The sequence below is a fragment of the Paraburkholderia sp. JPY419 genome (assembly GCF_050435705.1).
Lineage (GTDB): Bacteria > Pseudomonadota > Gammaproteobacteria > Burkholderiales > Burkholderiaceae > Paraburkholderia > Paraburkholderia youngii.
The window spans coordinates 369,085-395,099 of record NZ_JBNDKV010000004.1 but is presented as its reverse complement, the minus strand read 5'-3'; the positions used below and the strand labels follow the sequence as shown (position 1 = coordinate 395,099).

Annotated in this window: 30 protein-coding genes and 1 pseudogene; 13 read left to right on the top strand and 18 right to left on the bottom strand. The window is 64.3% G+C overall.

Features of this window, described 5'->3' with window-relative positions; all coding sequences use genetic code 11:
• The first annotated feature begins 247 nt into the window (after nucleotides 1–247).
• Nucleotides 248–556: a 2Fe-2S iron-sulfur cluster-binding protein gene (locus QFZ91_RS30360; RefSeq protein ID WP_429569423.1), complete on the top strand. Its 309-nt coding sequence runs from the start codon at nucleotides 248–250 to the stop codon at nucleotides 554–556.
• A 60-nt stretch (nucleotides 557–616) separates the two neighbouring features.
• On the opposite strand, the gene QFZ91_RS30355 is transcribed toward QFZ91_RS30360, so the two are convergent.
• Genes QFZ91_RS30355 through QFZ91_RS30345 form a run of 3 tightly spaced genes read right to left on the bottom strand, consistent with a single transcriptional unit; the run spans nucleotide 617 to nucleotide 1,778 of the window.
• Nucleotides 617–811, bottom strand: coding sequence for a YqaE/Pmp3 family membrane protein (locus QFZ91_RS30355; RefSeq protein WP_013092013.1), 195 nt, complete (start codon nucleotides 809–811; stop codon nucleotides 617–619).
• 36 nt (nucleotides 812–847) lie between these two features.
• Nucleotides 848–1,075: a DUF1653 domain-containing protein gene (locus QFZ91_RS30350; RefSeq protein ID WP_429569422.1), complete on the bottom strand. Its 228-nt coding sequence runs from the start codon at nucleotides 1,073–1,075 to the stop codon at nucleotides 848–850.
• A 58-nt stretch (nucleotides 1,076–1,133) separates the two neighbouring features.
• Nucleotides 1,134–1,778, bottom strand: coding sequence for a helix-turn-helix transcriptional regulator (locus QFZ91_RS30345; RefSeq protein WP_026228479.1), 645 nt, complete (start codon nucleotides 1,776–1,778; stop codon nucleotides 1,134–1,136).
• Nucleotides 1,779–2,015: 237 nt separating this feature from the next.
• On the opposite strand from QFZ91_RS30345, the gene QFZ91_RS30340 reads away from it, so the two are divergent.
• The 3 genes from QFZ91_RS30340 (at nucleotide 2,016) to infA (ending at nucleotide 3,433) form a co-directional block, all read left to right on the top strand.
• Nucleotides 2,016–2,234 carry a hypothetical protein gene (locus QFZ91_RS30340; protein ID WP_176106207.1) on the top strand — a complete coding sequence of 73 codons (219 nt, stop codon included), beginning with the start codon at nucleotides 2,016–2,018 and terminating at the stop codon, nucleotides 2,232–2,234.
• Between the two features lie 503 nt (nucleotides 2,235–2,737).
• The gene (locus QFZ91_RS30335) at nucleotides 2,738–3,019 is read left to right on the top strand and encodes a hypothetical protein (RefSeq protein ID WP_429569421.1); all 282 of its coding nucleotides are present in this window, start codon (nucleotides 2,738–2,740) and stop codon (nucleotides 3,017–3,019) included.
• 135 nt (nucleotides 3,020–3,154) lie between these two features.
• Nucleotides 3,155–3,433, top strand: a complete 279-nt coding sequence (gene infA, locus QFZ91_RS30330) for a translation initiation factor IF-1 (RefSeq protein ID WP_008924062.1) — start codon at nucleotides 3,155–3,157, stop codon at nucleotides 3,431–3,433.
• 210 nt (nucleotides 3,434–3,643) lie between these two features.
• Here infA and QFZ91_RS30325 read toward each other — a convergent pair.
• Nucleotides 3,644–3,880 (bottom strand): annotated as a pseudogene (locus QFZ91_RS30325) (FCD domain-containing protein); the annotation flags it as partial.
• Between the two features lie 41 nt (nucleotides 3,881–3,921).
• Between QFZ91_RS30325 and QFZ91_RS30320 the strand changes: the two are divergent.
• From QFZ91_RS30320 to QFZ91_RS30310, 3 genes are all read left to right on the top strand, one after another.
• Complete coding sequence (locus QFZ91_RS30320) at nucleotides 3,922–5,064, top strand: cyanate transporter (RefSeq protein ID WP_429569420.1); 1,143 nt, start codon at nucleotides 3,922–3,924, stop codon at nucleotides 5,062–5,064.
• 276 nt (nucleotides 5,065–5,340) lie between these two features.
• A complete protein-coding gene (locus QFZ91_RS30315; RefSeq protein ID WP_429569419.1) occupies nucleotides 5,341–5,916 on the top strand; it encodes an ANTAR domain-containing response regulator in 576 nt (191 codons plus the stop codon).
• Between the two features lie 7 nt (nucleotides 5,917–5,923).
• Nucleotides 5,924–7,075: a CmpA/NrtA family ABC transporter substrate-binding protein gene (locus tag QFZ91_RS30310; protein WP_429569418.1), complete on the top strand. Its 1,152-nt coding sequence runs from the start codon at nucleotides 5,924–5,926 to the stop codon at nucleotides 7,073–7,075.
• A gap of 88 nt (nucleotides 7,076–7,163) precedes the next feature.
• On the opposite strand, the gene rhaS is transcribed toward QFZ91_RS30310, so the two are convergent.
• The 6 genes from rhaS to rhaM all read right to left on the bottom strand — a co-directional run bounded on the left by rhaS (nucleotide 7,164) and on the right by rhaM (nucleotide 13,122).
• The gene (gene rhaS / locus QFZ91_RS30305; RefSeq protein ID WP_429569417.1) at nucleotides 7,164–8,174 is read right to left on the bottom strand and encodes a rhamnose ABC transporter substrate-binding protein; all 1,011 of its coding nucleotides are present in this window, start codon (nucleotides 8,172–8,174) and stop codon (nucleotides 7,164–7,166) included.
• Nucleotides 8,175–8,254: 80 nt separating this feature from the next.
• A complete protein-coding gene (locus QFZ91_RS30300) occupies nucleotides 8,255–9,280 on the bottom strand; it encodes an ABC transporter permease (protein WP_429569416.1) in 1,026 nt (341 codons plus the stop codon).
• Complete coding sequence (locus QFZ91_RS30295) at nucleotides 9,273–10,328, bottom strand: ABC transporter permease (RefSeq protein WP_368611536.1); 1,056 nt, start codon at nucleotides 10,326–10,328, stop codon at nucleotides 9,273–9,275. The genes QFZ91_RS30300 and QFZ91_RS30295 overlap by 8 nt, the downstream gene beginning before the upstream one ends.
• Nucleotides 10,325–11,854, bottom strand: coding sequence for a sugar ABC transporter ATP-binding protein (locus QFZ91_RS30290; RefSeq protein WP_429569415.1), 1,530 nt, complete (start codon nucleotides 11,852–11,854; stop codon nucleotides 10,325–10,327). Before QFZ91_RS30290 ends, QFZ91_RS30295 begins: the two co-directional genes overlap by 4 nt.
• Nucleotides 11,855–11,902: 48 nt before the next feature.
• Nucleotides 11,903–12,796 (bottom strand): amidohydrolase family protein, encoded by an 894-nt coding sequence (locus QFZ91_RS30285; protein ID WP_429569414.1) that lies wholly within the window; start codon nucleotides 12,794–12,796, stop codon nucleotides 11,903–11,905.
• A gap of 8 nt (nucleotides 12,797–12,804) precedes the next feature.
• Nucleotides 12,805–13,122 carry an L-rhamnose mutarotase gene (gene rhaM / locus QFZ91_RS30280; protein ID WP_429569413.1) on the bottom strand — a complete coding sequence of 106 codons (318 nt, stop codon included), beginning with the start codon at nucleotides 13,120–13,122 and terminating at the stop codon, nucleotides 12,805–12,807.
• A gap of 121 nt (nucleotides 13,123–13,243) precedes the next feature.
• Between rhaM and QFZ91_RS30275 the strand changes: the two genes are divergently transcribed.
• The gene (locus tag QFZ91_RS30275; protein WP_429569412.1) at nucleotides 13,244–14,239 is read left to right on the top strand and encodes a LysR family transcriptional regulator; all 996 of its coding nucleotides are present in this window, start codon (nucleotides 13,244–13,246) and stop codon (nucleotides 14,237–14,239) included.
• Between the two features lie 19 nt (nucleotides 14,240–14,258).
• Here QFZ91_RS30275 and QFZ91_RS30270 read toward each other — a convergent pair whose 3' ends face one another.
• The 5 genes from QFZ91_RS30270 to QFZ91_RS30250 form a co-directional block, all read right to left on the bottom strand.
• Entirely contained in the window at nucleotides 14,259–15,041 is a 783-nt protein-coding gene (locus QFZ91_RS30270; RefSeq protein WP_176367180.1) for an SDR family NAD(P)-dependent oxidoreductase, read from the bottom strand.
• 57 nt (nucleotides 15,042–15,098) lie between these two features.
• Nucleotides 15,099–16,277, bottom strand: a complete 1,179-nt coding sequence (gene rhmD, locus QFZ91_RS30265) for an L-rhamnonate dehydratase (protein WP_429569411.1) — start codon at nucleotides 16,275–16,277, stop codon at nucleotides 15,099–15,101.
• 75 nt (nucleotides 16,278–16,352) lie between these two features.
• Nucleotides 16,353–17,105 (bottom strand): SDR family NAD(P)-dependent oxidoreductase, encoded by a 753-nt coding sequence (locus QFZ91_RS30260; protein ID WP_429569410.1) that lies wholly within the window; start codon nucleotides 17,103–17,105, stop codon nucleotides 16,353–16,355.
• A 162-nt stretch (nucleotides 17,106–17,267) separates the two neighbouring features.
• A complete protein-coding gene (locus QFZ91_RS30255; RefSeq protein ID WP_176123932.1) occupies nucleotides 17,268–17,501 on the bottom strand; it encodes a hypothetical protein in 234 nt (77 codons plus the stop codon).
• Between the two features lie 146 nt (nucleotides 17,502–17,647).
• Nucleotides 17,648–18,262, bottom strand: a complete 615-nt coding sequence (locus tag QFZ91_RS30250) for a copper-binding protein (protein WP_176367178.1) — start codon at nucleotides 18,260–18,262, stop codon at nucleotides 17,648–17,650.
• A 791-nt stretch (nucleotides 18,263–19,053) separates the two neighbouring features.
• On the opposite strand from QFZ91_RS30250, the gene QFZ91_RS30245 reads away from it, so the two are divergent.
• Nucleotides 19,054–19,332: a hypothetical protein gene (locus QFZ91_RS30245; RefSeq protein WP_429570915.1), complete on the top strand. Its 279-nt coding sequence runs from the start codon at nucleotides 19,054–19,056 to the stop codon at nucleotides 19,330–19,332.
• Nucleotides 19,333–19,459: 127 nt separating this feature from the next.
• On the opposite strand, the gene QFZ91_RS30240 is transcribed toward QFZ91_RS30245, so the two are convergent.
• On the bottom strand, nucleotides 19,460–19,750 hold the full coding sequence (locus QFZ91_RS30240) for a hypothetical protein (RefSeq protein WP_429569409.1): 291 nt from the start codon (nucleotides 19,748–19,750) through the stop codon (nucleotides 19,460–19,462).
• 806 nt (nucleotides 19,751–20,556) lie between these two features.
• Between QFZ91_RS30240 and QFZ91_RS30235 the strand changes: the two genes are divergently transcribed.
• Nucleotides 20,557–20,895, top strand: a complete 339-nt coding sequence (locus QFZ91_RS30235) for an H-NS family nucleoid-associated regulatory protein (RefSeq protein ID WP_176381767.1) — start codon at nucleotides 20,557–20,559, stop codon at nucleotides 20,893–20,895.
• On the opposite strand, the gene QFZ91_RS30230 is transcribed toward QFZ91_RS30235, so the two are convergent.
• Nucleotides 20,892–21,521 (bottom strand): arsenate reductase ArsC, encoded by a 630-nt coding sequence (locus QFZ91_RS30230; protein WP_429569408.1) that lies wholly within the window; start codon nucleotides 21,519–21,521, stop codon nucleotides 20,892–20,894. The genes QFZ91_RS30235 and QFZ91_RS30230 overlap by 4 nt on opposite strands.
• A gap of 365 nt (nucleotides 21,522–21,886) precedes the next feature.
• The gene (locus QFZ91_RS30225; protein WP_429569407.1) at nucleotides 21,887–22,600 is read right to left on the bottom strand and encodes a J domain-containing protein; all 714 of its coding nucleotides are present in this window, start codon (nucleotides 22,598–22,600) and stop codon (nucleotides 21,887–21,889) included.
• A gap of 497 nt (nucleotides 22,601–23,097) precedes the next feature.
• Here QFZ91_RS30225 and QFZ91_RS30220 point away from each other — a divergent pair, with 497 nt between their 5' ends.
• The 3 genes from QFZ91_RS30220 to iaaH all read left to right on the top strand — a co-directional run bounded on the left by QFZ91_RS30220 (nucleotide 23,098) and on the right by iaaH (nucleotide 25,988).
• Entirely contained in the window at nucleotides 23,098–23,802 is a 705-nt protein-coding gene (locus QFZ91_RS30220; RefSeq protein WP_429569406.1) for an NADPH-dependent FMN reductase, read from the top strand.
• A gap of 324 nt (nucleotides 23,803–24,126) precedes the next feature.
• Nucleotides 24,127–24,342, top strand: coding sequence for a transcriptional regulator (locus QFZ91_RS30215; RefSeq protein WP_176106231.1), 216 nt, complete (start codon nucleotides 24,127–24,129; stop codon nucleotides 24,340–24,342).
• Between the two features lie 191 nt (nucleotides 24,343–24,533).
• Nucleotides 24,534–25,988, top strand: coding sequence for an indoleacetamide hydrolase (iaaH, locus tag QFZ91_RS30210; RefSeq protein WP_429569405.1), 1,455 nt, complete (start codon nucleotides 24,534–24,536; stop codon nucleotides 25,986–25,988).
• The last annotated feature ends 27 nt before the right edge of the window (nucleotides 25,989–26,015 follow it).

Here is a 26,015-nt window from a genome sequence, read left to right as displayed (position 1 = left end):
CTCGCTATCGCGCCAGCCGCTCGTTCCTCCTTGTCCCATGCAGTCGACGCGGGCCGTCATCTCAGCGCGGCATAGTCAGTTCGCGCCACGCGGAGGTGAATTGATTCACTTTAGACGAGTTCGGGCCAGGTGCAAGATTTCCCCGATTTTTTCTTGACAACGCGACTGATTTGCCTATGTTGCAGCGCGGTATCAAGCGGCGCCCGATCCGTGTAAAGTGTCGCGCACCAAGTGATTAACCTGCACGATGTCCGCCCCCACCCGCCCGCCTGTAGTTCGCGTCGAACCGCTCGGCCAGAGCTTCCAAGCGCCCGATTCGCTGACGATTCTCGAAGCCGCCGCTTTCGCGAATCTGCGTTTGCCGCGTTCGTGCCGCAACGGCACCTGCCGCACCTGCTTGTGCCGGATGACGTCCGGGCGTGTGCGCTATTCGATTGAATGGCCCGGTATAAGCCGTGAGGAAAAGGGGGACGGTTATATCCTGCCGTGCGTGGCGATCGCGGAAACCGACGTGGTGATCGAAGTGCCGGATGCGGTCGTGATACCGGTGGGGTGAATGATGGCGCGAGCGTGAGCGCGACGCGCCCACCCTCGCGGACGCTTCAGACGCCGCGTGTTACCGCCCATTGCCCATCGCGCGGGCGATTTTCTTGTCCGTGTTGTACTGGCTCAGCGCATACACCGACCAGATGGCCGCCGGCACCCAGCCGATCACCGTGATTTGCAGAATCAGGCAGATGATGCCCGCAAACGGACGGCCGATCGTGAAAAACTGCAACCACGGCAGAATGATGGCAAGCAAAAGACGCATTCGGTTTTCCTGTTCCTGTCGTTAAGGCAGCATGCGTTAGTCCGAGAGGGACGCATCTGCTTCGTTGTTGAACTCATCGAGCGGCGCGAAGCGCGGCACCTTGACGCCGTCCTGCTCGACCAGCTCGAAAAACACCGTCGCTGGACGGGTCCGGTTCGTACCATTGGCCGCCTTGTAGACGATCATCGTGACCGTCGGATCCGATTCGAGCGTGGCCTCGCAGACCAGTTCGTAAAGGCCGCCTTTGTAGTGTCGGTAGCGCATCGCGTATGTCCTTATTTTGGGCGTCATCGAAGCATTTTCAAGCACCGCGCGCCTGAGCTCAGCCGCCCTCTTTCATCTGCTTCAGGATCTTGTAGACGGTCGCGCGACCCATCGTCAGCACCGCGGCCACGTAGTTCGCCGAGCTGCGGCCACGAAACGCGCCCTGCGCGTGCAGCGCTTCGACGATTTCACGCTTGTGCTCGCGCGTCAGCGCATTGATGCCGATCTGCCGGTCGCGCAACCACGTGTGCAGATACGTGTTGATGCGGTCCTGCCAGTCGTCGCGGAACAGATCGTCGCCTGGCGCGTCCGTCATCGTGCCGCCCTTGATGAACAGATCGAGCGTCGAGCGCACGTCTTCGAACACCGCGATGTTGAAGTTCACGCACAGGATGCCGGCGGGCTTGCCATCGTCGTCGAGCAGGATGTTGCTCACGCAGCGCATGCGGCGCCCGTCCCAGTTCAGTTTCTCGTAGGGACCGATGGTCTGGCCGCGCGCCGCGAAGTGCGCGTCGTCGAGCACCGACGGCGCGCCCACCTCGAGCCGCGACAGATTGTTCGCCAGATACGCGATGGTCTGGTCGCGCAGATCGTGAATCACCACTTCGGCGCACGGATAGAGCAGCGCGGCGATGCCGTCGGCAATCGGCGCGTAGCGCTTTAACAGCAGGTCTTTGACAGGAGACACGTTCGGGTTGCGCAAAGAAAAAACGCGAGGTTCGAAGGAGGCGGCGCGCGATCGCGAATGCCGACGATGCCAGATGCCAGCAGCAGGCTTCGGCGCGCACGCTCGGTCCGCCATTCAGGAAGCCGCCATTGTAGCGGCCTCGCGCTGGCGCCGCGAATCGCCGCCGGACGGCAATTTTGTCCACCTCGCGAGCGCATTTTTTTCGTGCGATAAACGCTGAACCACCGACATCCAACCGAACGGAGCCGACCGATGGCCACACTCGAAGCGCTTCGCGCCGTGCTCGACGACACGCGTACGCCTGAGATCATTCGCAATCACGTCATCGATTCGCTGCAGTACGCACTGCGCAACTATGGTCAGGTCTTCACGGCGAAGGAAGTCGAATGGCTGGCCGGCTGGGACGATGCGCGCTTGCCGCTGGCGGCCGCGCGCGAATTGCAGAAGCGCGTCGCCGAGACGTCGCGCTGACGCCCGCAAAGCCCCGCCAGGCGGGCGTTCCGGCCGTGCACTGAAGTTTGCACTATCCAATCAGCCCTATTTCAGGCATCATATTGCAATAGTTGCACCTCGCACCCATATAGCACTGGCAGCACCAGGCAGTCTCAACCCGGCATCTCCGCACCACCCCCGACAGTTCGACCGCCCCTTATCGGCGATCCCGTCACTCCGGCAATGCGCCGTCCGCATTCGCCGCCGCGAGAAGTACACCGAGCGGTCGTTCAGCATCATGCGTCCGGCGCACGAATTGGCGCGCCGCTTCAGCGTTTTCGCTCGAATCCGCGTTTTCGCGCGACCGCTCGAGCCATTGTCATTGAGCCGCCGGGTCTAGCAGGCCTGTGCCAACCATTTTCATCGCGGCGCGCCCATCGGGTGCTGCGCCGCCGGTCCGCGTCGCGACGCCTCGAGCAGACGTTGCCGGCAGCAGCGCCCCGCACGTGGCGCGCGGACCACGCAATACAGGACACGTTTTCATGAATTCAGCAGTCAAGACCTACAAGGGTTACGAAATTCACCCGCTCGTTTATCCGCGCCGGCCGCCGGGCGCGCAAGCGACGCGCAATACTGGCGCCGGTTACGACGCATCGGTGCGCATCTGCCGCGTCGGCGCCAATCCGGCGGCCGACGGCCGGGTGTTCCGTCTTCAGTATCTGTTTCCGTTCGACGGCATGGGCAAGGCGCGCATCGCGTGCATGGCGCATGCGGAACGGCTGATCGACGGCCAGGTGAGCGGTCAGTCGGTCAGCGATCTTTGAGCGGCGTCATCGGCGCGTCACTCATGTCGCGCAGCGTGCGTTTGGGCGCCGCTGCTTTTCCAACGAATCCACAGTCGCGCCGCTCGCAATGCCCGCGGCCGATTTCCCCTTTATCCCATCGACCAGGAGTGATGCATGGCGAAAGAAGAACTGATTGAACTTGACGGTATCGTCGACGAAGTGCTTCCGGATAGCCGCTACCGCGTGACGCTCGACAACGGCGTCGTGGTCGGCGCTTATGCGTCCGGACGGATGCGCAAGAACCATATCCGTATTCTCGCGGGCGATCGCGTGACGCTCGAAATGTCGGTCTACGACCTGACCAAGGGGCGGATCAATTTCCGCCACAAGGACGAACGCCCGAGCGGTGGCGGTGCGCCACGACCGGCGTCGCAGGGTGCGCGGCGCAGATAAGCAGTGGTGACGGCGCCGCCCTGCGTGCCTGCGATGCCATTGCATTGCAGGTGACGCGGGCAACCCGCCCGAACCTCGAGAGTCAGCGCGAGGCCCTACAGACTCGCGCCCCACCTTCGGCTCCGCGTTCTGCTCGGACGAACGCGCGGCGTCTTGACTGGAATCTGGCGGCGCGCCGCTTCGGCGACCCACCCACGTCGCAGCGTCTCGCTAAACTCCGAACACCGCCCCCAGATCCTCCCCATCCGCGCTTTTGCGCACCTGCTCGACCACCCGCTCCTCCAGCTCCGACAGATGCTCGCGCATTGCCGTCAACGCGGCTTGCAGGTCGCCGGCATCGAGTGCGTCGATGATCCGCGCATGCTCATCGGCGGAACAACTCGAACCCTTCGACGGATCGAACAGCGCCTTGTACAGCTCGGTCTTCGCGACCAGTTGCCCGACCAGCGCTCACATGGCACGACCTCGCGTGCCTCGGCGCTATCGTCGTGATCGGCATCAATCTGCGGCCATTGCTGACCTCGATCAGCCCGTTGATGACGACGATTCGCGACGCGACCGGCCTGAGCTTCTACGGCGCGTCATTGCTGACCAGCCTGCCGGTCGTCGCGATGGGCGTCGGCGCACTCGGCGCGGCGGCGTTGACGCGCGGCGTCGGCGAAACGCGCGGAGTCGCGCTCGGCCTCGTCGCGATCGCGCTTGCATGCGCGGCGCGCTGGCTGGCGTCGAGCGGCTTCACGCTGCTCTCGACGGCGCTGCTCGCGGGCGCCGGCGTCGCCGCGATTCAGGCGCTGCTGCCCGCCGTCATCAAGCAGCGTTTCCACGCCCGCGTGCCACTCGCGATGGGCGTGTTCTCCGCGTCGATCATGGGCGGCGGCGGCCTCGGCGCGAGTCTGAGTCCGTGGGTCAGCCGCGCGATGCATTCCTGGCATGCGGGGCTCGCGGTGTGGGCGCTGCCGGCCTGCGTCGCGCTCACCGGCTGGTGGCTGTTGACGCGGCGGCACGCCGTGGTCCACATCGCCGTGCGCACCTCTGCCGCGCCCGCGCCGGCGTTCTCGCCGTGGACCACTCAGCGCGCGTGGACGCTCGGCCTGTACTTCGGCATCGTCAACGGCGGTTATACGAGTCTGGTCGCGTGGCTGCCGGCGTTCTATCAGCAGCGCGGCATGAGCGTCTCAGCGAGCGGCTCGCTGCTCGCCGCGATGACGGTCTTCCAGGCCACGTCGGCGTTGCTGCTGCCGCTGGCCGCCGCGTCGTTCCGCGATCGCCGACCGTGGTTGCTGCTCGGGCTATCGGCGCAACTGGCTGGCGTTCTCGGCCTGATCGCACAGCCCGACGCCGCGCCGCTGCTATGGGTCGGCATCGCGGGCGGGGGGCTCGGCGGCGTGTTTTCGCTGACGCTCGTGACCGCGATGGATCATTCGAGCGATCATCGCGTGGTCGGCCCGCTGGTCGCGTTCACGCAGGGCGTCGGCTTTATCGTCGCGGCCGTCACGCCGCTCGTCGCCGGCATCGTACGCGGCTGGAGCGGCGGGTTCGCCGCCGCGTGGATCATGCTCGGCGGCTGCATCGCCGCGATGATGGCGGTGACCTTGCTGTTTTCTCCACGCAGTTATTCGCGCTGGCTTTGAGGCTTTGAGCCTTTGAGCCTTCACCGTTTCGTACGCGATGCGCCGCTTCGGTGCATCGGGCGTCCGCTGTCCCGCATGCCCCGCGCCGGTGCAGCGCGACCGACGTGGCCGCACACCTCGTTCGCGGATGATTCGCAGCCCTCGCCCGCAAGAAAATCCCAATCGGCCCGCGCCGTTTACGCGCAACGCTGTTCACACACGTCGCCAATCCCCGTCGCGCGGTGATTGGCACATCCATTGCTTTACCGGTAGTCAGATGTCCCTTCCCCTGACTCCATGCTGCGCGTTCTCCTTGTCACCGACACCGACAAACCCATCGGCGATCTGCGCGACGCGCTCGCCTGTCTCGGCTGCGAAATGCTGGCCGGCACCGCGACGCCGCAGGCGCTGCATCGCGCGGTGCAGGACGAGCGGCCCGACGTGATCATCATCGATACGGAGTCGCCGTCGCGCGATACGCTCGAACAACTCGCCGTGATGCACGCGACCGCGCCGCGCCCCGTGCTGATGTTCAGCCACGACGCGAACCAGCAACTGATCCGCGAAGCGGTCAACGCGGGCGTCACCGCGTATCTGGTCGAAGGCCTCGCGACCGAGCGGCTCGCGCCGATCCTCGAAGTCGCGCTAGCGCGTTTCGCGCAGGAGTCGCAATTGCGCGAGCGGCTGGCGCAGGCCGAAAACGAACTGGCCGAGCGCAAGCTGATCGATCGCGCGAAACGCCTGCTGATGGATCAGCAGAAACTTACCGAACCAGCCGCCTACGCGAGTCTGCGCAAACGCGCGATGAGCCAGGGCGTCAAACTCGCCGAGGTCGCGCGCGAGGTCGTCGCGTCGGCCGGCTCGCTCAAATGATGCGCTCATGAATCCAGCCACTTCCGTCACCGCGGCGGCCTCTGCCGAGCCGCCTGAAAAGACCCATCTGCGGCTGGGCTTCGTCGCGTTGTCCGACGCGGCGCCGCTGATCGCCGCAAAGCTGCTCGAGTTCGGCCATGCGCACGGACTCACGCTCGAACTGTGCCGCCAGCCGTCGTGGGCCGCCGTGCGCGACAAGCTGCTGTCGGGCGATCTAGACGCCGCACACGCGCTTTACGGGCTCGTGTATGGCGTGCAGCTCGGCCTCGGCGGACCGCGCACCGACATGGCCGTGCTGATGGTGCTGAACCGCAACGGCCAGGCGATCACGCTGTCGAATCGGCTCGCCGAGGCGCTCGCGAAGCACGGGACTTTGCGCGACGCGCTCGCGACGCTCGGCCGCAAGCCGGTGTTCGCGCACACCTTCCCGACCGGCACGCACGCGATGTGGCTGTACTACTGGCTCGCGGCGCAAGGCGTCGATCCGTTGCGCGACATCGACAGCGTCGCGATTCCGCCGCCGCAAATGGTCGCGGCGCTCGCCGAGGACCGGCTCGACGGTCTGTGCGTCGGCGAGCCGTGGAATGCGATGGCCGAGGCGCACGGCGTCGGCAGAACCATCGCTTATACCAGCGAGGTGTGGCCCGCGCATCCGGAGAAAGTGCTCGCCTGCCGACGCGATTTCATCGACGCGCATTCGCGCACGACGCGCGCGCTCGTGCAGACCGTGCTCGAAGCGTGCCGCTGGCTCGACGGCGCCGGGCATCGCGACGAGATCGCGCGCTGGCTTGCGCGGCCCGATTACATCGGTATCGACGAATCGCTGATCGCGACGCGCCTTGGTGACCACGTCGACACGGCGCACCTGCGCCGCCTGCCGATGCGTTTCTTCGACGACGGCGCGGTCAACTATCCGCATCCGATCGAAGGCGCGTGGTTCCTCACGCAGTTCGAGCGCTGGGGCATCATCGATGCGCGCGACGATTACGAAGCGATCGCCGAGCGCATCAACCAGACGCAGCTGTATCGCGAGGCCGCCGCGCGCGTGAACGTGCGGGTGCCTGGCAAGGATGTGACAAGGGAATTGATCGATGGCGAGGTGTGGGGAAGCGGATCATCGCCCGCCGCGTATGGACAGCGTTTCCCGATCCGCCGCTGAGCAGACCGCACGCGAACGCTCGTACTGATGCGCTAACTGCCCACGCGCCGCCAACGGCGGTCAAGTGGACAGTCGGCGTCGCCGAAGCTCAAAAGTTGTACTTGTCGATATTGCTCGCATCGAACGTGGTCGGCGGTCCGAGAATGATTTCGCCTTGCGCGCCGATGGTGCGCTTGCCGAGCTTGCCGGCGTCGAACGATTCGCCCTCCTTACCCGAAATCTTGCCCGACGCGAGCGACGCCGCCGCGTACGCGGCTAGATAGCCGAGCTCGCTCGGGTCCCACAGCTGGAATGCGGTCACGGTGCCGTTCTTCACGAACGCGCGCATCTGGTTCGGCGTGCCGAGGCCCGTCACCGCCACCTTGCCCTTGCTCGACGACGACGAGATATAGCGCGCCGCCGCCGCGATGCCGACCGTCGTCGGCGCGACGATCGCCTTCAGGTTCGGATACGCCTGCAGCAGGCCCTGGGTTTCGACGAAGGACTTCTGATCGTCGTCGTTGCCGTACGCGATCTTGACGAGCTTGATCTTCGAGTACTCCGGTTTCTTCAGTTCCTCCTGCATCCACTTGATCCACGTGTTCTGGTTGGTCGCGTTCGGCGTCGCCGACAGGATCGCGAACTCGCCCTCGCCGCCCATCAGCTTCGCGACCAGTTGCACCTGACCGCGGCCGATGCCCTCCGCGTTCGCCTGATTGACGAACAACTGGCGGCCTTCGGGCGCGGTATCGGAGTCGAACGTGACGACCTTGATGCCCTGCCCCATCGCTTTCTTCAGATACGGCACGACCGCGTTCGCATCGTTCGCGGCAATCACGATCGCGTCCTGGTGCTGCGTGATGAGCGTGTTGATATACGACACCTGCGACGATGCTCCCGCATCCGACGGCCCCACCGCCTTGCCCACGCCGCCGAACTCCTTGATCGCGGAGAGGCCGCCGTCGTCGGCGATCACTTCATACGGGTTGTTGATCTGCTTCGGCACGAACGCGATCTTCAGCCCGCTTTTCAGGTCCGCGGCGAACGCGCCGCCGCAGCTGAGCGCGAGCAACGCGGCGCATAGCGCGGCCATGCCGGTGTGACGTAGAGGTTTGAACATGAAGTGTCTCCTGCGTTGTTGTTGGACAGAGAGGGGTCCGGGTTATCGGTCCTTGGGAGCTTCGTACAGAACGGTGACCACTAGGATGAAGAAGACGCTGCTGCGGACTTCGCGATGAAACGCCGGTCGCGCGCCGCACGCCAGCGCGCGACGAGGTTCGGAATCAGCACCGACGCGAGCAGCAGCACGCCGGTCACGATGGTCAGCGTTTCGCTCGAGACGTCGTCGAGCGTCAACGCGTTTTTCAGCACGCCGATGATCAGCAGCGACAACAGCACGCCGACCATCGAGCCGCGTCCGCCGAAGATGCTGACGCCGCCGAACAGCACCGCCGCGATCACCGATAGCTCGAAGCCTTCGCCGTTATCGCCGCGCGCACTGGTGAAGCGCAGCGTATAAACGATACCTGCGAGCGCGCTGACGAGACTCGACATCACGAACAGACGCAAGCGGATCTTCGCGACTTCGATGCCGGAGAACGCGGCGGCGGTCGGATTCGCGCCGATCGCATAGAGGCTGCGGCCGAACGCGGTGGCTTGCAAAAGCACGGTGAACAGCACGGCCGCGACGATCACGATCACGAACGGCAACGGAATGAACGTGGGCCCAAGCGTGTTCATGCCGAACGCCGTATACGCCGCCGGAAAATCCGCGACTGCCTGATCGCCGAGCAGCACATACGCGAGACCGCGAAACAGCGCAAGCGTACCGATCGTGACCGCGAGCGACGGCAGGTTCAGCTTGACGATCACGAGGCCGTTCAGCAGACCCGCCAACGCGCCGGCGATCAGGACCAGCACGATCACGACCGGCATCGGCAGACCCATGTGCCACAGCACGCCCATCAACGCGCTCGATGCGCCCAGCACCGACGCGACCGACAGATCGATTTCGGCCGCGACGATGATCAGCGTCATCGGCAGCGCCATCAGCGCGATCTCGGTCAGATCGGCGAACACGTTGCTCAGGTTCGCGCCGGTCAGAAACACCGGCGACAGCCAGCGCCCCAACACCAGCGACACGATCAGCACGATCACCAGCAACACTTCCCATTGCAGCGGCGTTTCGCGCTTGCGCGTGAGCAGCGCGGAATCGGGTTTAGCCATGATCGCGTTTCCTCATCATCCGTTTGGCGACGGAGCGGGCCAGCAGCGTATCGGCGGCGATCGCGGCGACGATCAGCGCGCCCTGGATCGCCTGCTCCCAGAACGGCGACACGTGCAGCACGACCAGCGCGATGCTGATCACGCCGAGCACGAGCGCACCGAGCGTCGCGCCGAGGATCGTGCCGACGCCGCCCGTGATCGCGACGCTGCCGACCACCGCCGCCGCGACGACCTGCAATTCGATGCCCTTCGCGGTGCTCGCATCGACGGTGCCGAAGCGCGCGAGCCACAACGCGCCCGCGAAGCCCGCAATCGCGCCGGACAACAAAAAGCCCGACATCACGCGACGCTCGACGTTGACGCCCGCGAGCCGAGCGGCCTCCGGATTCGAGCCGATCGCGTAGTGCTCGCGACCGCCGCGAAACTGCTTCAGATACACCGACAGGCCGGCAAGCACGACGACCGCGATCAGCGCGAGCGTCGGGATACCGAACAGCGTGCCGGTCGCGAGCCGCGAGTACGCGTCGGGCAGACTGGTCGCGTTGATCTGGCCGCCGTGCACCCACGCGTAATCGGCGCCGCGAAAGATGTACAGCGTCGACAACGTCGCGACGAGCGAAGGCACGCGCCCCACCGCGACGAGCAGCGCATTGATGCCGCCCGCGACGAGCCCGATCGCGAGCCCCGCGGCCAGTGCGACGAGCACCGGCATATGCGGGAACGCAACGTACAAACTCCCTACCGCATACGCGCTGACACCCACCGTCGAGCCGACCGACAGATCGATATGCCGCATCAGGATCACGACGGTCATCCCCGCCGTCAGCAGCCCGATGATCGACACGTTCAGCAGCACGTCGCGCAGATTCTGCATGTTCAGGAACTGCGGCTTCGCAAGCCCGGTCCCCGCGATCAGCAGGATCAGCACGACGAACAACGTGGTTTCGCGGCTCTTCGCGATGCTCGCGACGAGACCGCCCGACGAAGCGGCGGAACGTTTCGGCAGCGATTGCTGGACCGGCGCGGGATGGGTCGAATGGCGCATCATGCTGCACGTCCCAAGGGTGAGAGTCCCTGACCGAGCGCGGCGCCCATGATCCGCTCCTCGTTGGCGTCGGCGCGCGCGATCTCCGCGCTGATGCGGCCTTCGTGCATCACGAGCACGCGATCGGCCATGCCGAGCACCTCGGGCAACTCGCTCGAAATCATCAGCACGGCCATGCCGTCGCGTACGAGTTCGGCCAGCGCGCTGTAGACCTCGGCCTTTGCGCCGACGTCGATGCCGCGTGTCGGTTCGTCGATGATCAGCACTTTCGGGCCGGTCGCGAGCCATTTGCCGAGCACGACCTTCTGCTGGTTGCCGCCCGACAGCGTGCCGACCGGCGCATTCGGGTCGCCGGCTTTCAGGCGCAGCCGCGTGCCCCACTTGTTCGCGAGCTGCGTTTCGCTGCGCGTCGAAATGAGACCATGCCGCACGAGCCGTCCGAGCACCGTCATCGACGCATTGCGCGCGATGCTCAGTTCCAGCGCCAAGCCTTGCTGGCGACGATCCTCCGGCACCAGCGCGAGCCCGGCACGCACCGCGGCCGCGGGCTTGCCGGCGTCGAGCCGCTTGCCGGACAGCCACACTTCGCCCGCATCGAGCGGATCGATACCGAAGATCGCGCGCGCGACCTCGCTGCGCCCCGCGCCGACCAGACCCGCGAGCGCGACGATCTCGCCCGCGCGCACGTCGAACGAGACGTCCTTGAACACGCCGATGCGCGTCAAGCCGCGCACCGACAGACGCACTTCACCTGGCGTGCAATCGGCCTTCGGATAGAACGTTTCCAGATCGCGGCCGACCATCTTTGCGACGATTGCGTCGGTGCTCAGATCGGCGGTCAGTGCGTCGAACACTTTCGCGCCGTCGCGCATGATCGTTACGCGCTGCGTCAGCGCGAACACTTCGTCGAGCCGGTGCGTGATGAACAGAATCGCGACGTCCCGTTCGCGCAGCTTGCGCACGATCGCGAACAGCCGCTCGACTTCGGGCAGCGACAACGCGGCCGTCGGCTCGTCCATGATCAGCACGCTCGCGTTCAGCGACAACGCCTTGGCAATTTCGATCACCTGCTGATCCGCAATCGACAGACCGCGCACCAGTTGATCCGCGCGCAGTTCGACGCCGAGCGATGCAAGCAGTCCGTCCACTTCGCGATGCATCGCGTCGTACTGGATGCGGCCGAAGCGATCGACCGGCTGCCGGCCCATGAAGATGTTCTCCGCGATCGACAGATCGAAGAACAACGTCGGCTCCTGATAGATGACCGCGAGTCCGGCGTCACGGGCTTCGGCGGGTGTCGCGAAGCGGCGCGGCTCGCCGTTCAGCAGCAATTCGCCGGCATCGGGCTGATGCACGCCGGCAAGAATTTTCACGACTGTCGATTTGCCCGCGCCGTTCTCGCCGAGCAGCGCATGCACCTCGCCGGCCCACAGCACGAGGTCGCCGTCGGACAGCGCGCGCACCCGGCCGAAGGATTTGCTCGCGTGCCGCAATTCGAGTCGCGGCACCGCGGATGGGGATGGCTGCACTGCGTGTCTCCTTTTTTTCGGCTGCGTTCTGCTCGACGCGGCGGCGCGTCAAATCCGGTAATACCGTTCCGCGTTACGCCGAAACAGCGCATCTTTCTCAGCCTCGCTCGCATCGCCAACGATCGACGCATACGCGTGCCACAAATCCGTATACGAACCGAACAGCCGGTCGACCGGAAAGTTCGACGCGAACATCGCGCGTTCGACGCCAAACGTATCGATCGTTTCGAGCACATACGGGCGCAGGCTTTCGACGGTCCAGTGATGATCGAACATCGCGAGTCCGCTGATCTTCACCGCGATGTTCGGACAGGCCGCCAGCAAGCGCATGCCATCGCGCCACGCGCGATAACCGGCCACGCTATTGCGATCGACGAACATGCCCGCATGATTGACGATCAACAGCGTGTCCGCATGCGCACGCGCGAGCGCGGCCGCCTCTTCCATCTGCGACGGATAGATTTGCAGGTCGAACGACAGGTCGAACTGGCGCAGCAATGCGAAATGCTCGCGCCACTGCGGCTCGCGCATATAGTGACGGCCGACGTAATCGAACAGCTTGTTGTCGTGCACGTTGAGAATCTGCCGGATGCCGCGCGTATTCGCGTACGACGCATGCGCTTCGAGCAACGCCGGTGCGTTCTGCGCGGTCAGATCGACAGCGGCGACGATCGCATTCGGCATGCCGCGCGACGCGTCGCGATTCGCGATCGACTGCAACCAGCGCGTTTCTTCGACGGGATCGGCCGGATCGTGATTCGCTTCGACGTGCACGAGCTTCAGCACGTCGATGTCGCCGGCTTCACCGAGCAGATGCTCGAGCAGATAGTCATGCTTCAGCTCCCGCGCATCGCCGACGAACGACACGCCCGGATTCTCCAGCCACGGATAGCGATGCGTTTTCAGGTCCCACAGATGGATATGCGAATCGACAACCTGCATGCGGCACCTCAATGACCGAGATGAAAGACCGGTTCGAGCGTCTGCGACAGCGGCGTGTGATCGGGCGCGGTCTGCATGATGTCGGCCATGTAATCCCACCATTTGCGCATCACGTCGAGTTGCGGCAACTGATCCATCGTGTGATCGCTGATGCGCGAAAGCACCGCGAAAAGACGATGCGTGTCGGGGTCGAAGAAGATGCGGTAATCGCGCACGCCGGCGTTGTGCAATGCGTCAACGAGCTCGGGCCAGATCTCCGTGTGACGCCGTTCGTATTCTTCGCGCATGCCGGGGTTCAGCACCATCCGGAAAGCGATCGTCTCCATTGCGGCCTGTCTCCTGTCGACTTCTTCGAACGACTATAATTCCTGCATCGATAGCCTCTCAATCCGTTGTTGGGATTGGGCGATCCATAAACCGAATCGCACGGGCACCTCTACTGGCACCATGAGCCAACATTCAGCCGCCGTCGCACTGGTCAATCGTCTCAAGTTCAAGCATCTCGCCCTGCTCGTCGCGCTCGACGACACCCGCAACCTGCATCAGGCCGCCGAGGCCGTCAACGTCGCGCAACCGAGCGCGAGCCGCATGCTCGGCGATATCGAGGAAGCGTTCGGCTTTCTGCTGTTCGAGCGCAACGCCCGCGGCATGACCCCGACGCCGCTCGGCGTCGTCACGCTCGCTTACGCGCGCCGCGCGCTTGCCGAACTCACACGCTTCGCCGAAGACCTCGATGTCAAACGCCGCGGCGGTCACGGGCAATTGACCGTCGGCGCGATCATGGGCGCCGCGCCCGATCTGCTGGCGATGTCGGTCGCTGTGCTGAAGACCGAAAGCCCGCTGCTCAACGTGCGCATCCTCGGCGAAACGAGCGACCAGGTCGTGCAATTGCTGCATCGCCGCGAGGTCGATCTCGCGCTGGGGCGCCTGACCAATCCTTTGCAGCACAACGACTTCAGTTTCGAGCCGCTCGCGCGCGAAACGCTGCTGCTCGTCGTGCGCGCCGTGCATCCGCTCGCGCGGCGCACGCGCATCACATTGCGCGAACTGGTTGCGTGGCCGTGGGTGGCGCAGCCGATCACGAGTCCGGCACGCGTGCTGTTCGAGGAAGAACTCGCGCGCGCGGGGCTCGCCACGCCAGTCAATCTGACCGAATGCGCGTCGATCTTCGCGACGCTGCAATTGCTCGAAAACTACGATGCGGTCGCGATGCTGCCGGAATCGGTCGTGCGCGATCATGTGCGCGGCGGGCTGCTCGTCGCGCTGCCGCTGGAAATCGGCAAGAGCCTCGCGGGTTTCGGCATTCTGACGCGCAAGGAAGAGCCGCTCGCCGAGCCGGCGCTGCGCTTGATCGAGCTGCTGCGCGGCTTCTCGCGCAACCTCGCGCGCGACAATCCCGCCATCGCACCCGGCACGCTGACTGCGCCCGTCACGGTCAATTGACGCCCGCATCGCGCGTCGCTTATTGCAGGTTCACGAACAGGCCGCCGTCGACGAGCAGCGCAGCGCCCGTCACATAGCGCGCGCGGTCCGACGCGAGAAACACGACGCAATCGGCGACGTCGTCGGGATGCCCGAGGCGGCCGAGCGGAATGCGCTTCTCGAAGTAGGCCTTCTTTGCTTCGTCGGCGAGATCTTCGGCGTTCAGATCGGTCGCGATCGTGCCCGGCATCACCGAGTTGCAGCGGATGCCGTACGGCCCCAACGCAATCGCGCACGACTGCATCAGCGAATGCACGCCGGCCTTGGTCGGCGTGTAATGCGTCTGCATGCCGCCGCCCACCAGCGCGCTGATCGAACTCGTTGCGACGATCGCGCCACCAGTGCCCTGCTTTTTCATCTGCTGCGCGGCCGCTTGCGTGACGAAGAAAGCGCCGTTCAGATTGACCGCGACCGTCGATTCGAGCACATCGGCCGGCATGTCGAGAAACGCGTGGAACGGACAGATACCGGCATTGCTCGCGAGCACGTCGACCTTGCCGAACGCGTCGACCGTACGGCGCACCAGCTCCTGACCGGTATCGCGCGCCGCGACGTTGCCCTCCACCGCGATCACGCGTCGCCCCAAAGCCTCGATTTCGCCGACCACTTCCTCGACCGCCGAGCGGCGGCCATACGATGCGTCGTTGTCACCCCAGTAGTTGATCGCCACGTCCGCGCCTTCGCGGGCGCAGGCCACCGCGATTGCGCGTCCGATACCGCGCGAGCCGCCGGTGACGATCACGACCTTGTCCTTGAGCAGCACCTTAGTCTCCTTTGCCGGGGTTCGCCGTTCGGCACACGTTCAAAGCATTCAACTCGTTCAATGCTGATAAGGCCGCACCAGTGAGCATTCCGGATTGAGCCGCACGCCGAAGCCCGGCGTATCCGGCACCTTCATGCGCCCGTTCACCGGCACCGGCTCGTCGAGCAGCAGCGGGTTGAACATCGGCACGACTTCGTCGGCTTTCGGCGCCATCATCAGAAACTCGGAGAACGGCGAGTTATGGCGCGTGACGACGAAGTGATAGCTGTACACCGACGAACCGTGCGGCACCACCATCACGTTGTGCGCATCGGCGAGCGCGGAAATCTTGATTAGCTCAGTGATGCCGCCGCACCAGCCGACGTCGGGCTGGATCAGATCGCAGCACTGCATCTCCAGCAGCAGCCGGAAGCCCCAGCGCGTCGCCTCGTGCTCGCCGGTCGACACCATCATGCCGCGTGGCACGTTGCGGCGCAGTTCGGCGTAACCCCAGTAATCGTCGGGAGGAAGACATTCCTCGAGCCATTTGAGGCCGTATTCGTGCGCACCTTGCGCGAGCCGCGTCGCGTAGCGCACGTCGAGGCTCATCCAGCAGTCGTACATCAGCCAGAAGTCGTCGCCGACGCGCGAACGCATGTCGGCGAGCTTCTCGAGGTTCTGCCTGAGTCCGTCTTCGCCTTCCGCGGGACCGTGCTGCAACGGCAGCTTGCCGCCGATGAAGCCCATCTCCTTCGCGAGATCGGGCCGCGCGCCGGTCGCATAGAACACCAGCTCGTCGCGCACCGGGCCGCCCAATAGTTGATACACGGGCTCCTTGCGAACCTTCGCGAGCAGATCCCACAGCGCGAGATCGACGCCGGAAATCGTATTGAGCACGACGCCCTTGCGCCCGTAGTACAACGTCGCGAAGTACATCTGATCCCACATCTTCTCGATGTCGGTGACGAGCTGCCCTTCGAGAAAACGCGCGAGATGCTTTTCGACGATGAACGCGCCGATCTCGCCGCCGGTCGTCACCGCGAAGCCCACGGTGCCGTCGCTCGCCTCGATCTCGACGACCAGCGTGCCAAGTACGTTGATGCCGAATGACTGGCGGCTCTGACGGTACTCGGGATAACGCGCCATCGGCGTCGCGATGTGATCGTCGATCCAGTGCCCGCCGGCCTGGTCGTGATAGTCCGCGCCGCCGCCGCGAACGATGAAGGCACGCACGTGCCGGATGGTAGGCATGGCCATGAAAGGGCTCCGTGAGAGAGGCGTCGAAGCGGCTCAACGCGGGTTCGACGCGTGTGCAATGCTCGAGCAGCGCGATCAATAAGTGGCGCGGCCGCCGGACAGGTCGAACACCGAGCCGGTGCTGAACGCGCAGTCTTCGGAAGACAGCCACAGGATCAGCGACGCCGCTTCTTCCGGCAGCAGGAAACGGTTCATCGGAATCTTCGACAGCATGTAGTCGATGTGCTGCTGCGACATCGAATCGAAGATCTCGGTCTTGGCCGCCGCCGGCGTGACCGCATTGACGAGGATGTTCTTGGTCGCGAGTTCCTTGCCGAGCGACTTGGTGAGCCCGATCAAGCCCGCTTTCGACGCGCTGTAGTGCGAAGCATTCGGATTGCCCTCCTTGCCCGCCACCGACGCGATATTGACGATGCGGCCATAGCCCTGCTTCAGCATCTGCGGCACGACCGCGCGGCAGGTCAGGTACGGGCCGATCAGATTCACGTCGATCACGCGGCGCCACAGGTCCGGCTCGAGCTCCCATGTCGTGCCATTGCCGCCGGTGATGCCCGCGCAGTTGATCAGCACGTCGATCGAGCGGTGCTCGGCGACCGTTTGCGCGGTGGCTTGCTGGACCGCGGCTTCGTCGGTCAGCTCGACCGCGACGGCGCTGACCTTGCCGAGTTCGCTCAGCTCGCGCTGGCTGCGCGCGAGGCGTTCGCTATCGACGTCCCACAACGCCACCGACGCGCCCGACTGCAACGCCCGCTGCGCGACCGCGTAGCCGATGCCGCGCGCGCCGCCGGTGATGACGACCGCGCGCCCCTCCAGATCGATCCGATTCATTGCTGTGCTCCTGTGGGCCGCCGTGCGGCGCGCCGTCGAGTTGTTGCATATCGCTGCAGTCAATATACGGGCGGTGCGATGCACCAACAATTCGACTATCGGAGGGGGCGATAGCAAAAGTGAATCGGCAGCGGGATCGAGCGCTAATGGGAAGCGAAGATGCTAGTCATCGGCAGCGACGAAAAGCATCGACACATACAGAATGGTCGACACGACGATGATGCCGACACCGATCAGCACCCTGGTCCGGTCGAAGTTGATGCCGCCGATGATCGCTATGCCGATCCCGAACACCGACGACAACGTGCCGAGCGCCGCGAGGCCCACGTGGATCTTGCTGCGGACGAGCCTTTTGCGCTCCGATTCGGCAGTGGTTTCCGTTTCGCTCTGTTCCATTCCCCGCTCCTTCGCGCGCGACGCGATGACCCTGGTGAAACTTGAGCCGCGATGGCCGGCGCGCGCCATCGAACCCCCGGTTGCGGTTCGACGCCGCGCGCCTCGATACGCTTCAGCGTAGTTTATTTAAGCCTTCCCGAGCGCCGTTATTTGACGTCCGAGCCATTGCGCGACACCGACGCCGCGATAGCCGACACGAACACCGCGCGCACCGAATCGCCGACCTTCAGTTTATCGAGCGGAATGTCCGGCGCCACGTCGAGCGTTTCGGTGCGCGACGGCCCGCGCAGCGTGATCGTGCGCTGCTTGCGATCGATCTTGCGCACCGTCGCCACGACTTCGACGCGCCGCGCCGATGCAACCACACCGTTGGCCGCGGGCTGCGTGACCTCGGTATCGATGCGCTGGCGAATTCCGCTCGGCGCGAGTTTGTCGACGCCGACCAGTAGCGCCTTTTTGTACGCAATCGTCACTATGTCGCCGATATGCAGCTTGCTGACGTCGGCGGCTTGCGGATTCACGTCGAAGGTTTCGTCGCCGCCGTGGGGGCCGCGCAGCGTCACGCTGTTCGTCGCGGGATCGATCGCGACGACGCGCGCTTGAACGTGCAACAGCGCGGCGGCGCCGATTGCCCGCTGTTCCGGCGCGGACGCCGCGTTGTCCTGCGCGAACGCCGAACCCGCCGCCGCAACCAAAACCGCTAACGCAACTGTGATCGCCTTCGCCCGCATGAGCCCGGAGCCCGTTGTATTGGAAGCCATGAACTGCTCCTGTTGATTGCGTCGTTTTTACGGCAAATGGTTTGTCGCAGATCGCGTACTACGCGCAGCAGCGGCAACTGCGGTCGCTTCGAATAAAAAGGAAAACGGACTATTAATCGCTTTTAACAGACGGGGTACGAATTTTTTGAAAACCAATAACGGTTCGTTTGTGATGGCCGATTTGTCTCAGCAGAACTGAGCGTAAAAAGCGGGTGGTAGCGGGTGAGCTCGCGCAAGGCGCCGCGCGGCTTTGCGCACGCGTTCCCCGAGCGTCAGCGGAGTGGTTGAGAGCTAGCCATAACATATGCCTCGCAACGAGATGGAGACTACCAGGTGACCCCAATGCTAACCGGTCCGGAAATTGCCGGCGTTATGACTATTTCAAACTGTCTCGGGGATGCTAGCAAACGGGTCAAGGAATGGCAAGATAAGGGATCGCGCATCGCTAGTCCGGATTAATCGGGCTTGCTGCGTCAAATCTTTTATGACGAGTGGCGATTCATTTGCCATAAAAATATGATGATCGTTGTTTCGACTGTGGATGAATTGGCAATCGGCGAACGACTCAGCATAAACCCCTAATGGATGACACTGACGCTATTGCGCATCACTTCGCGACGAATACAAAAAATTGTCGTCAATCATTGGAATACTGCGCAACACGGCCGGATCGATCGAGCGAATTTTGCCGTCGAGGTCACAGTCATGTGGCATCGCAGGCACAGCGTTTGCTATCGCTCGCGTCGGCGTTTAACGCACAAACATTGGAATATCGAAAGGACACCACACACATGGTCACGACTCGCCCCTGCACCGCCGCCTGCGTCATCGACGGCCGTCTCGTCACGCTCACTTTCTATCCGGACAACGGCGTATTGCGTATTGCCGATCCGACCGGCGTCTGTCTACGCGAAACGCGCTGGCATGGGTCATGGCGCGCTCTGCTGGAAGTGTTCCGCGGTTACTACGATCCGGCGGAAAACCGCGACACGGCACGCGGCGTCGACGATATCGTCGCGCGCCTCGGCGAGCGCAGCGCTGATGTTCCGCGGGAATTGGCTTTCTCGTGAAATGGCATGCGCTTGCGGTCAAGCGCATACGCGGCCGCCGGGCGCGCGGCGCCGGTTCGCTGCCTGGAAACCCCGCGCCACTGCGGGTGCGCCTCATCCGGCGCGCCCTGCTGCCGCTCCAGACCGGTCATTGACCGAAATAGGTTTTGCACTCAGTGCTGAACGAGCAGGACTGGCTGCGCCGGCCACCCGCTTGCGACTCGCCCGCCGCAACACCACCATACGACGCGTTGCGCACGCCCTGCTCGCGCGGGTCCCAGCTCCGACCGTAGGACATGTCGGTTGTCGCCTGCGCCGATTCGTTCGCATTGAACTGCATCATCGCGCGACCTGACATGCCGGGGTCCGCCTGGCCGCTCACTTCCTCCGCGGCGGCGGTTCTCGGTACCAGAAACAGGACGGCGGTCGCGGCAATCATCAATATACGTGCTCTCATTTCCGGACTCCTCGATCCGGCGCAGCAGTGTTCGTCCTCCACAAGTATTGATCCGCGAACAGCCAGCCTGCCCAATGGGGCCGAGGAACGGGTCGATGCCAATGCGCTACTGCTGCGACGGGTCACCGAACTAAACAGATGAAGAATTACCGCGCTGGCAACCGATGCTCGACGCGTTCCCGGAGCGTCGGCGGACTCGGTGCGCATAAGGCGGTTGTAAGTCTGCGTTGCGCAGCTTTTCGTCTTTCTTTTATAGGTCGCGCCCCCCGGAATTCAATCCAGGAGCTTCCAGCAGCGCGACCGATCGTCCGCACCGTTCGATAAACCGCATTCACTGACAAATTCAATGTGAACTAAGCGTGCTTTGCTCGCGCATTGCGTTATGATGTTGCTACAAAGCACAAAAAGCGAACCCGCACATCGACGAAAGTCCGGTGAAAGACGGACAGCGTGGAATGACTCCATCCATTCGCAATCATTGCATCGAGACTCAGAGTTTTTCATAGCGAACGTCAGGCTTACCGGACTCGTTCGCCGCACTGCGACATGCTGAAATATTTGCTGATCGAGACTCTCAGTTCCAGGGTCGGTTGTTCCAGCGGCCGTCTTTGTCCGAGGCCGTATTGCAATTCGGGGAGCAACGTTTTTTAACCCGGCACATGGCATTTCCGTCAATCGACAACCCCACCGCGGGGCGACCCCATTCAGTCGGGCTCGACGCTTCGCAGCTTTTTCCTCGCAATCTGTCTTCGACAGTACGCTGCACGTTTTAGAAGGACAAATATCCTATGGACGAAAGGAAGCGAGATAGCATGATTGCGTATCTCCGCCATCGCATGGAAGAGTTTGGTATCAGGCCAGAAGACCTCGCCGCGGCGCTGGCAACCGAGTCATTGGCCAAAAAAGCCGAGCGCTATCGCAATGCGACCGGAGACAGCTGGGATGGCAATGGCGAAATGCCGCAATGGTTGAAGCAAGCCATTAGTGCCGGCCAGAGCATTGAGCATTTCGAATTGGCCGCAAAGCCGGCGCCCGCACCTCAACCGAAAACCCAACCGAAAAAACAGGTGGACTGGTCGAATGACCCGTTCGCCGGCACGCGGCTCGCGCGCCCGAATAGCCGCTAGGTGCAGGCCGCCGCGCTCGAAGGCGCGGACACCATGGCTGCGGATTCGAAACGAACCGCCGTGCCACGCACCGGTTTTGCGCCACCGCCTGGCATATTCACGGTATTCGCGGCATTCACCGTATTCCCCGCATTGATGGCATTCGCCGGATCGGCGATATTCGCGTGATTCGACGCAGACTGCGCATATTGCGGCAGCTCGATAAACGCGCTGACCTGCCGCACGATCTGCCAGAAGGTCTTGTCGAAGAGACGGGCCTGCTCGTCAGCGGACCCGTGGCCGCCCGCGAGCGGATCGGCAATGGTCCAGTAGACGAACGCCGGCGCGCCGGGAAATACCGGCGCATGCAGTCCGCCGACGAATTCGTCGAGCGCGATCACGATATCCATGCGCGGCGCCCATTCACCGGTGAATTCCAGCCAGCTTTTGGGGCTCAGCACCGCGCGCCCCGAAATGCCGGGCTGCAATTGCGCGACCGCAAGTGGATGAAGGCGCGCGGCCGGTTCAGGGCCCGCGCTGAACGCCTCGAACCGGTGCCCCGCCAGTTCGCGAAGTAAAGCTTCTGCAATGATGCTGCGGATCGAATTATCGCGGCAGAGAAACAACACCTTATATTTTCTGGACACGCTTACCCCGTACCGATGTTTTTTTATTTAGCCTCTGGGCGGAATTGTGCCGCTCCAGTCTTGCGCCCCCGTGACACTACGGCGTCTTTTTTATTTGCGCCACGGGATTCGCGCCAGCTACCTCGAGTCCGGGGCACAGAGCACAACTTGCGAACGATGGGCAGTGTACCAGTGTCCTGCCCCCAGTTTCAGCACCCTTTTTGAATATTTGCCAGATCGAGCGGTGCTGCCGCCGTACCGGCGATTCGGCGCGCTCGGCTTGTCCGGTCGCAGTCGCCAGCGCGCGGACCTGGGCGTAGGGGTATACGCGGCAGGCGTCGCCTCGAATGAGATTGCCGCGGGCGACCCCGGGTCGTCGCGACACGTCAGAATTTCAGGCTGTTGAGGAACTGGAACCACAGATTGCCAAGCGCGCCGGCCGGATGGACGTCGCTCGCGGTCTCGTCGCGCTTCGCCTGATTCGCGCGTTTGACATGCGGCGTGTCGTGAGAAGCGGTTTCTGAAGCCGTGCCGGTATCGTGCGCGGTTTTCGCCAGTTCGGGCTCGGCCGTCTCAGCTTGCGCCGCTTCCGCGCCCTTTGCCGCCTTCCCTGCGCGTTGGGCATTTTGCGAGGCGCCCGCCTCGTCACGGCGCGCGGCCTGCAACGCCGCGACGCTGTCGGCGATCTGCGCGGCGCGCTGGGGTTCGCATTGCCGTCCGAGCAGCACGCCGAACAGCACGTCGCGATTGTGGCCCTGGTCGGCGAAGCGGATCGCGATCGACACCATCTCCGCGTACGCGGCTTCGTCGGCTGCGCGCGCCGCCGCCTCACGATTCGCCTGCGCGCGTTGCCGACGCGTGTGCTGCGCCTCCCACTCGCGCATCTGCTCAGCGTAGACAGTGTCGTAGACCTTGCGCTGCTCGGCATCCGACAGGATCGCGTACGCGTCCTTGATTTCCTGGAACGCCGCGCGCGCCACGTCCTCGGCACCGTGATTACGATCCGGATGCCACTTCATCGCGGCTTTCCGGTAGGCCCGCTTGATTTCGTCGTCGGTGGCGTGCGCGGGCACGCCGAGCGTGTCATACAGGGTTGCCATGCTGGGCTCGATCTCGCGGAAAATCACTGCGGGCATCGTAGCATGCAAAAAGCGGCGTCATCGTGAAGCGGCTACCACGCACGCGCATGCAATCGGCATTGCCCCAATGGCACATCGTCCGCCAGCGACCCACGAAAAAAAGGCCCCACCACTTGCGTAGCGAGGCCGAATCCCATGTCTAAGGAGATTTATGGAGGAGACGAGTCCATCTTATGGTCTTGCCCGCACGCGCCCAACCAACGATTCGCCATATGCTTATCGGCCGCGTGCTCACGTGCATTGCAGAACGACTCGGCGAGCTGCGGCCGCATGGTTATATCGTTAGAACAAAAAGTCGCTTAGCCGCGCGGCGCTCGCTCATTAAGATGACACTTCAAAGTCCGGTTCGCTCCGGCCGGTCCGTTCACGGCCGTGCACGTGCGTTGCTGACGCCGCATGAGTCCCGCATCGACCGCGCCGTCAACCGCAGCGTGAACCGCAATCGAAGGAGCATTTCGTTGAGCAGATCCGATCATTCCCGCCCGCCGCTCATCGTCGGTATTGGCGGTACGACGCGCGCGGCCTCGTCGACCGAGCGCGCGCTGGCCTTCGCGTTGCGCGGCGCCGAAGCCGCCGGCGCGCAAACCCGCCTGTTCGGCGGCAGTTTCCTGCATAGCCTGCCGCACTACGCGCCGGAACAGCCGGCCCGCACCGACGAACAGCTCGAGCTGATCGACGCTGTGCGTCGCGCGGACGCGGTGATCATCGCGACGCCCGGCTATCACGGCGGCGTATCCGGGCTCGTGAAAAACGCGCTCGACACGCTCGAGGAATTGCGCGCCGACGAGCGCCCGTATCTGGATGGCCGCGCGGTGGGCTGCATCGTCACCGCCTACGGCTGGCAGGCGGCGGGCTCCGTGCTGACGTCGCTGCGCTCGATCGTGCATGCGCTGCGTGGCTGGCCTACGCCGTTCGGTGCCGGCATCAATACGCTGGAGACGCGCTTCGATAGCGTCGACAGCTGCTCCGATCCGAAAGTGATCGAGCAACTCGCGACCGTCGGCCAGCAAGCCGCGCAGTTCGCGCTCGCGTTCAATGCACAGCGTGCGCACGACGCACCCACCGCGTCCAGCCATTCGGCCGCGAGCCGGGCATCCGCACAAGGCACCACCACCCCGGTCGCCGCTGACAGCCGTTCCGCGCGCGTCCTGCACGCGGTCTGAAACACTCTCCCGGGCACCGTGACGCCGCCGCCATCGCGCACGGCGCCACGCTTTGCGCCGAGCGACCGTGCGCCACATAACAGACATCGCGACCCCGCGCGAATAGAGTCACCGAACACAGCGACTTTGATCCGATCCGGGCTTCTGATTACCACTCCCGCCCCGCGCTGATTTGCTTCCGACGAAAGATTGGTTCACCCGCTGCGCAGCGCGCCCTACGCTTGACCCTGCCCGCCGCTTCACACACCTTCGGCAACGACAGGGCCGCGCCGCACGCATTGGTATTCCGCACGACACGCGCGGACACACAGACAAGTCAAGATCATGAACTCACACATCCGCTACAAGGGCTACGAGGTCGAAGCGGCAACGCAACTGCTCCCCAACGGATTATTCGCCGCCAATCTCACGATCGAGCAGCGCGACGAGAATACGCGCAAAGCTTATTCGTTCGACGCGCTCGACTACTTCTTCGACGAAGAGCATGCGCTCGCCTATGCGTCCGACTGGGGGCGCATGTGGATCGACAATCACCGGTAAGCGCATCGATATCGATGGCAGCGAGCGCGACGCGCGTCGTGCATCGCCCGGCATCGGCTTTCAGGCGGATGTGCCAGAATAGCTGAACCCTTGCGTTCGCTGTCTGCCCGCGTGACCTGTCCGCTTCTTCGACGGATGCAGTCGAACCTCGCGCCGCCCGCGACGCATCCATCGATACGGAGACGCCCGTAATGACATGGACCGTCGATGCACAACTCGCGCTCAGCGCGGCACAAGCGGTCGAGGCGCTGCAATCCGGCCGGCTCAAAGCCGCCGACTACGTCGCCACCCTGCTCGCGCGCGCCGCCGCGCTCACTCAGCTGAACGCGCTCACCACGCTCGACTTCCACGGCGCGCTCGCCGCCGCGCAGCGCATCGACGCATTGACGCCAGCGGAGCGGGCGCGATTGCCGCTTTGCGGCCTCGCCATAGTCGTCAAGGACAACATCAACACCGCGGGCCTGCCGACGACCGCCGGCACGCCCGCGCTCGCCGGCTTCGTGCCGAACACCAATGCGCCATCGGTGCAACGCCTTGTCGACGCGGGTGCGATCGTGCTCGGCAAGGCCAATATGCACGAGCTCGCGTTCGGCATCACGAGCACCAACCTGTCCGCGCACGCGGGGCCGGTGCGCAACCCGTACGATCCGTCGCTGATGCCGGGTGGCTCGTCGGGCGGCACCGCGGTGGCGATCGCCGCGCGCATCGCGCCCGTCGGACTCGGCACCGACACCGGCGGCTCGACCCGCATCCCGGCCGCGCTGACCGGCACCGCGGGCTTTCGTCCTTCGGTCGGCAACGGCGGCGCAGAGCGACGCTATCACGACCCGAATGCGGTCGTGCCGATCAGCCATACGCGCGACACCGTGGGCCCGATGGCACGCAGCGTCGCTGATCTGGCGCTGCTCGACGGCGTGATCACCGGCGACGGCGGGTTGCCTGCGATTGCGCTCGAAGGCTTGCGCATCGGCTTGCCCGCGCCGCTGTGGGACGTTCTCGAGCGACAGGTCGAAGACGTCGCGCGCGCAGCGCTGCAAAAGCTCGAAGCCGCGGGTGTCACATTCGTGCCGGTCGCGATGACCGAGTTGGAGCATCTGAACGGCATGGTCGGCGGTCCGCTCGCCATTCACGAAGCGCGCGACGACGTGCTCGCGTGGCTCGTCGCGAATCAGGCGCCGGTACAGACCGTCGCCGATCTGGCCGTGCGCATCGCGAGCCCGGACGTGCGCGCGATCTACGACGACGTGCTCGCCGACGTGCTCGGCTCGCACTATTCGGCGGCGCTCAATTACTGGCGGCCGCGGCTGCAGAACTACGTCGCGGCGACGTTCGCGAATGCCGGTCTCGATGCTCTGCTGTTTCCGACGACGCGGCTCGTCGCGGTGCCGATCGACGATCTGAACGGCTCGTCGACGGTCACGATCGACGGCGGTCCGCCGATCGATACGATGGAGGCGTTCCTGCGTAATACCGACCCGGCCAGCACATCCGGCATTCCGGGGCTGTCACTGCCGGCGGGCATCAGCGCGAGCGGGCTGCCGGTCGGCCTCGAACTCGATGGACCGCTCGGCTCGGACAGGCGGCTGCTGGCCATCGGCGTCGCGATCGAACAGGTACTGGGAGCGTTGCCGGCGCCGGTACTGTGAAGCCCGTGTTTCACGTCGGCGCCATGT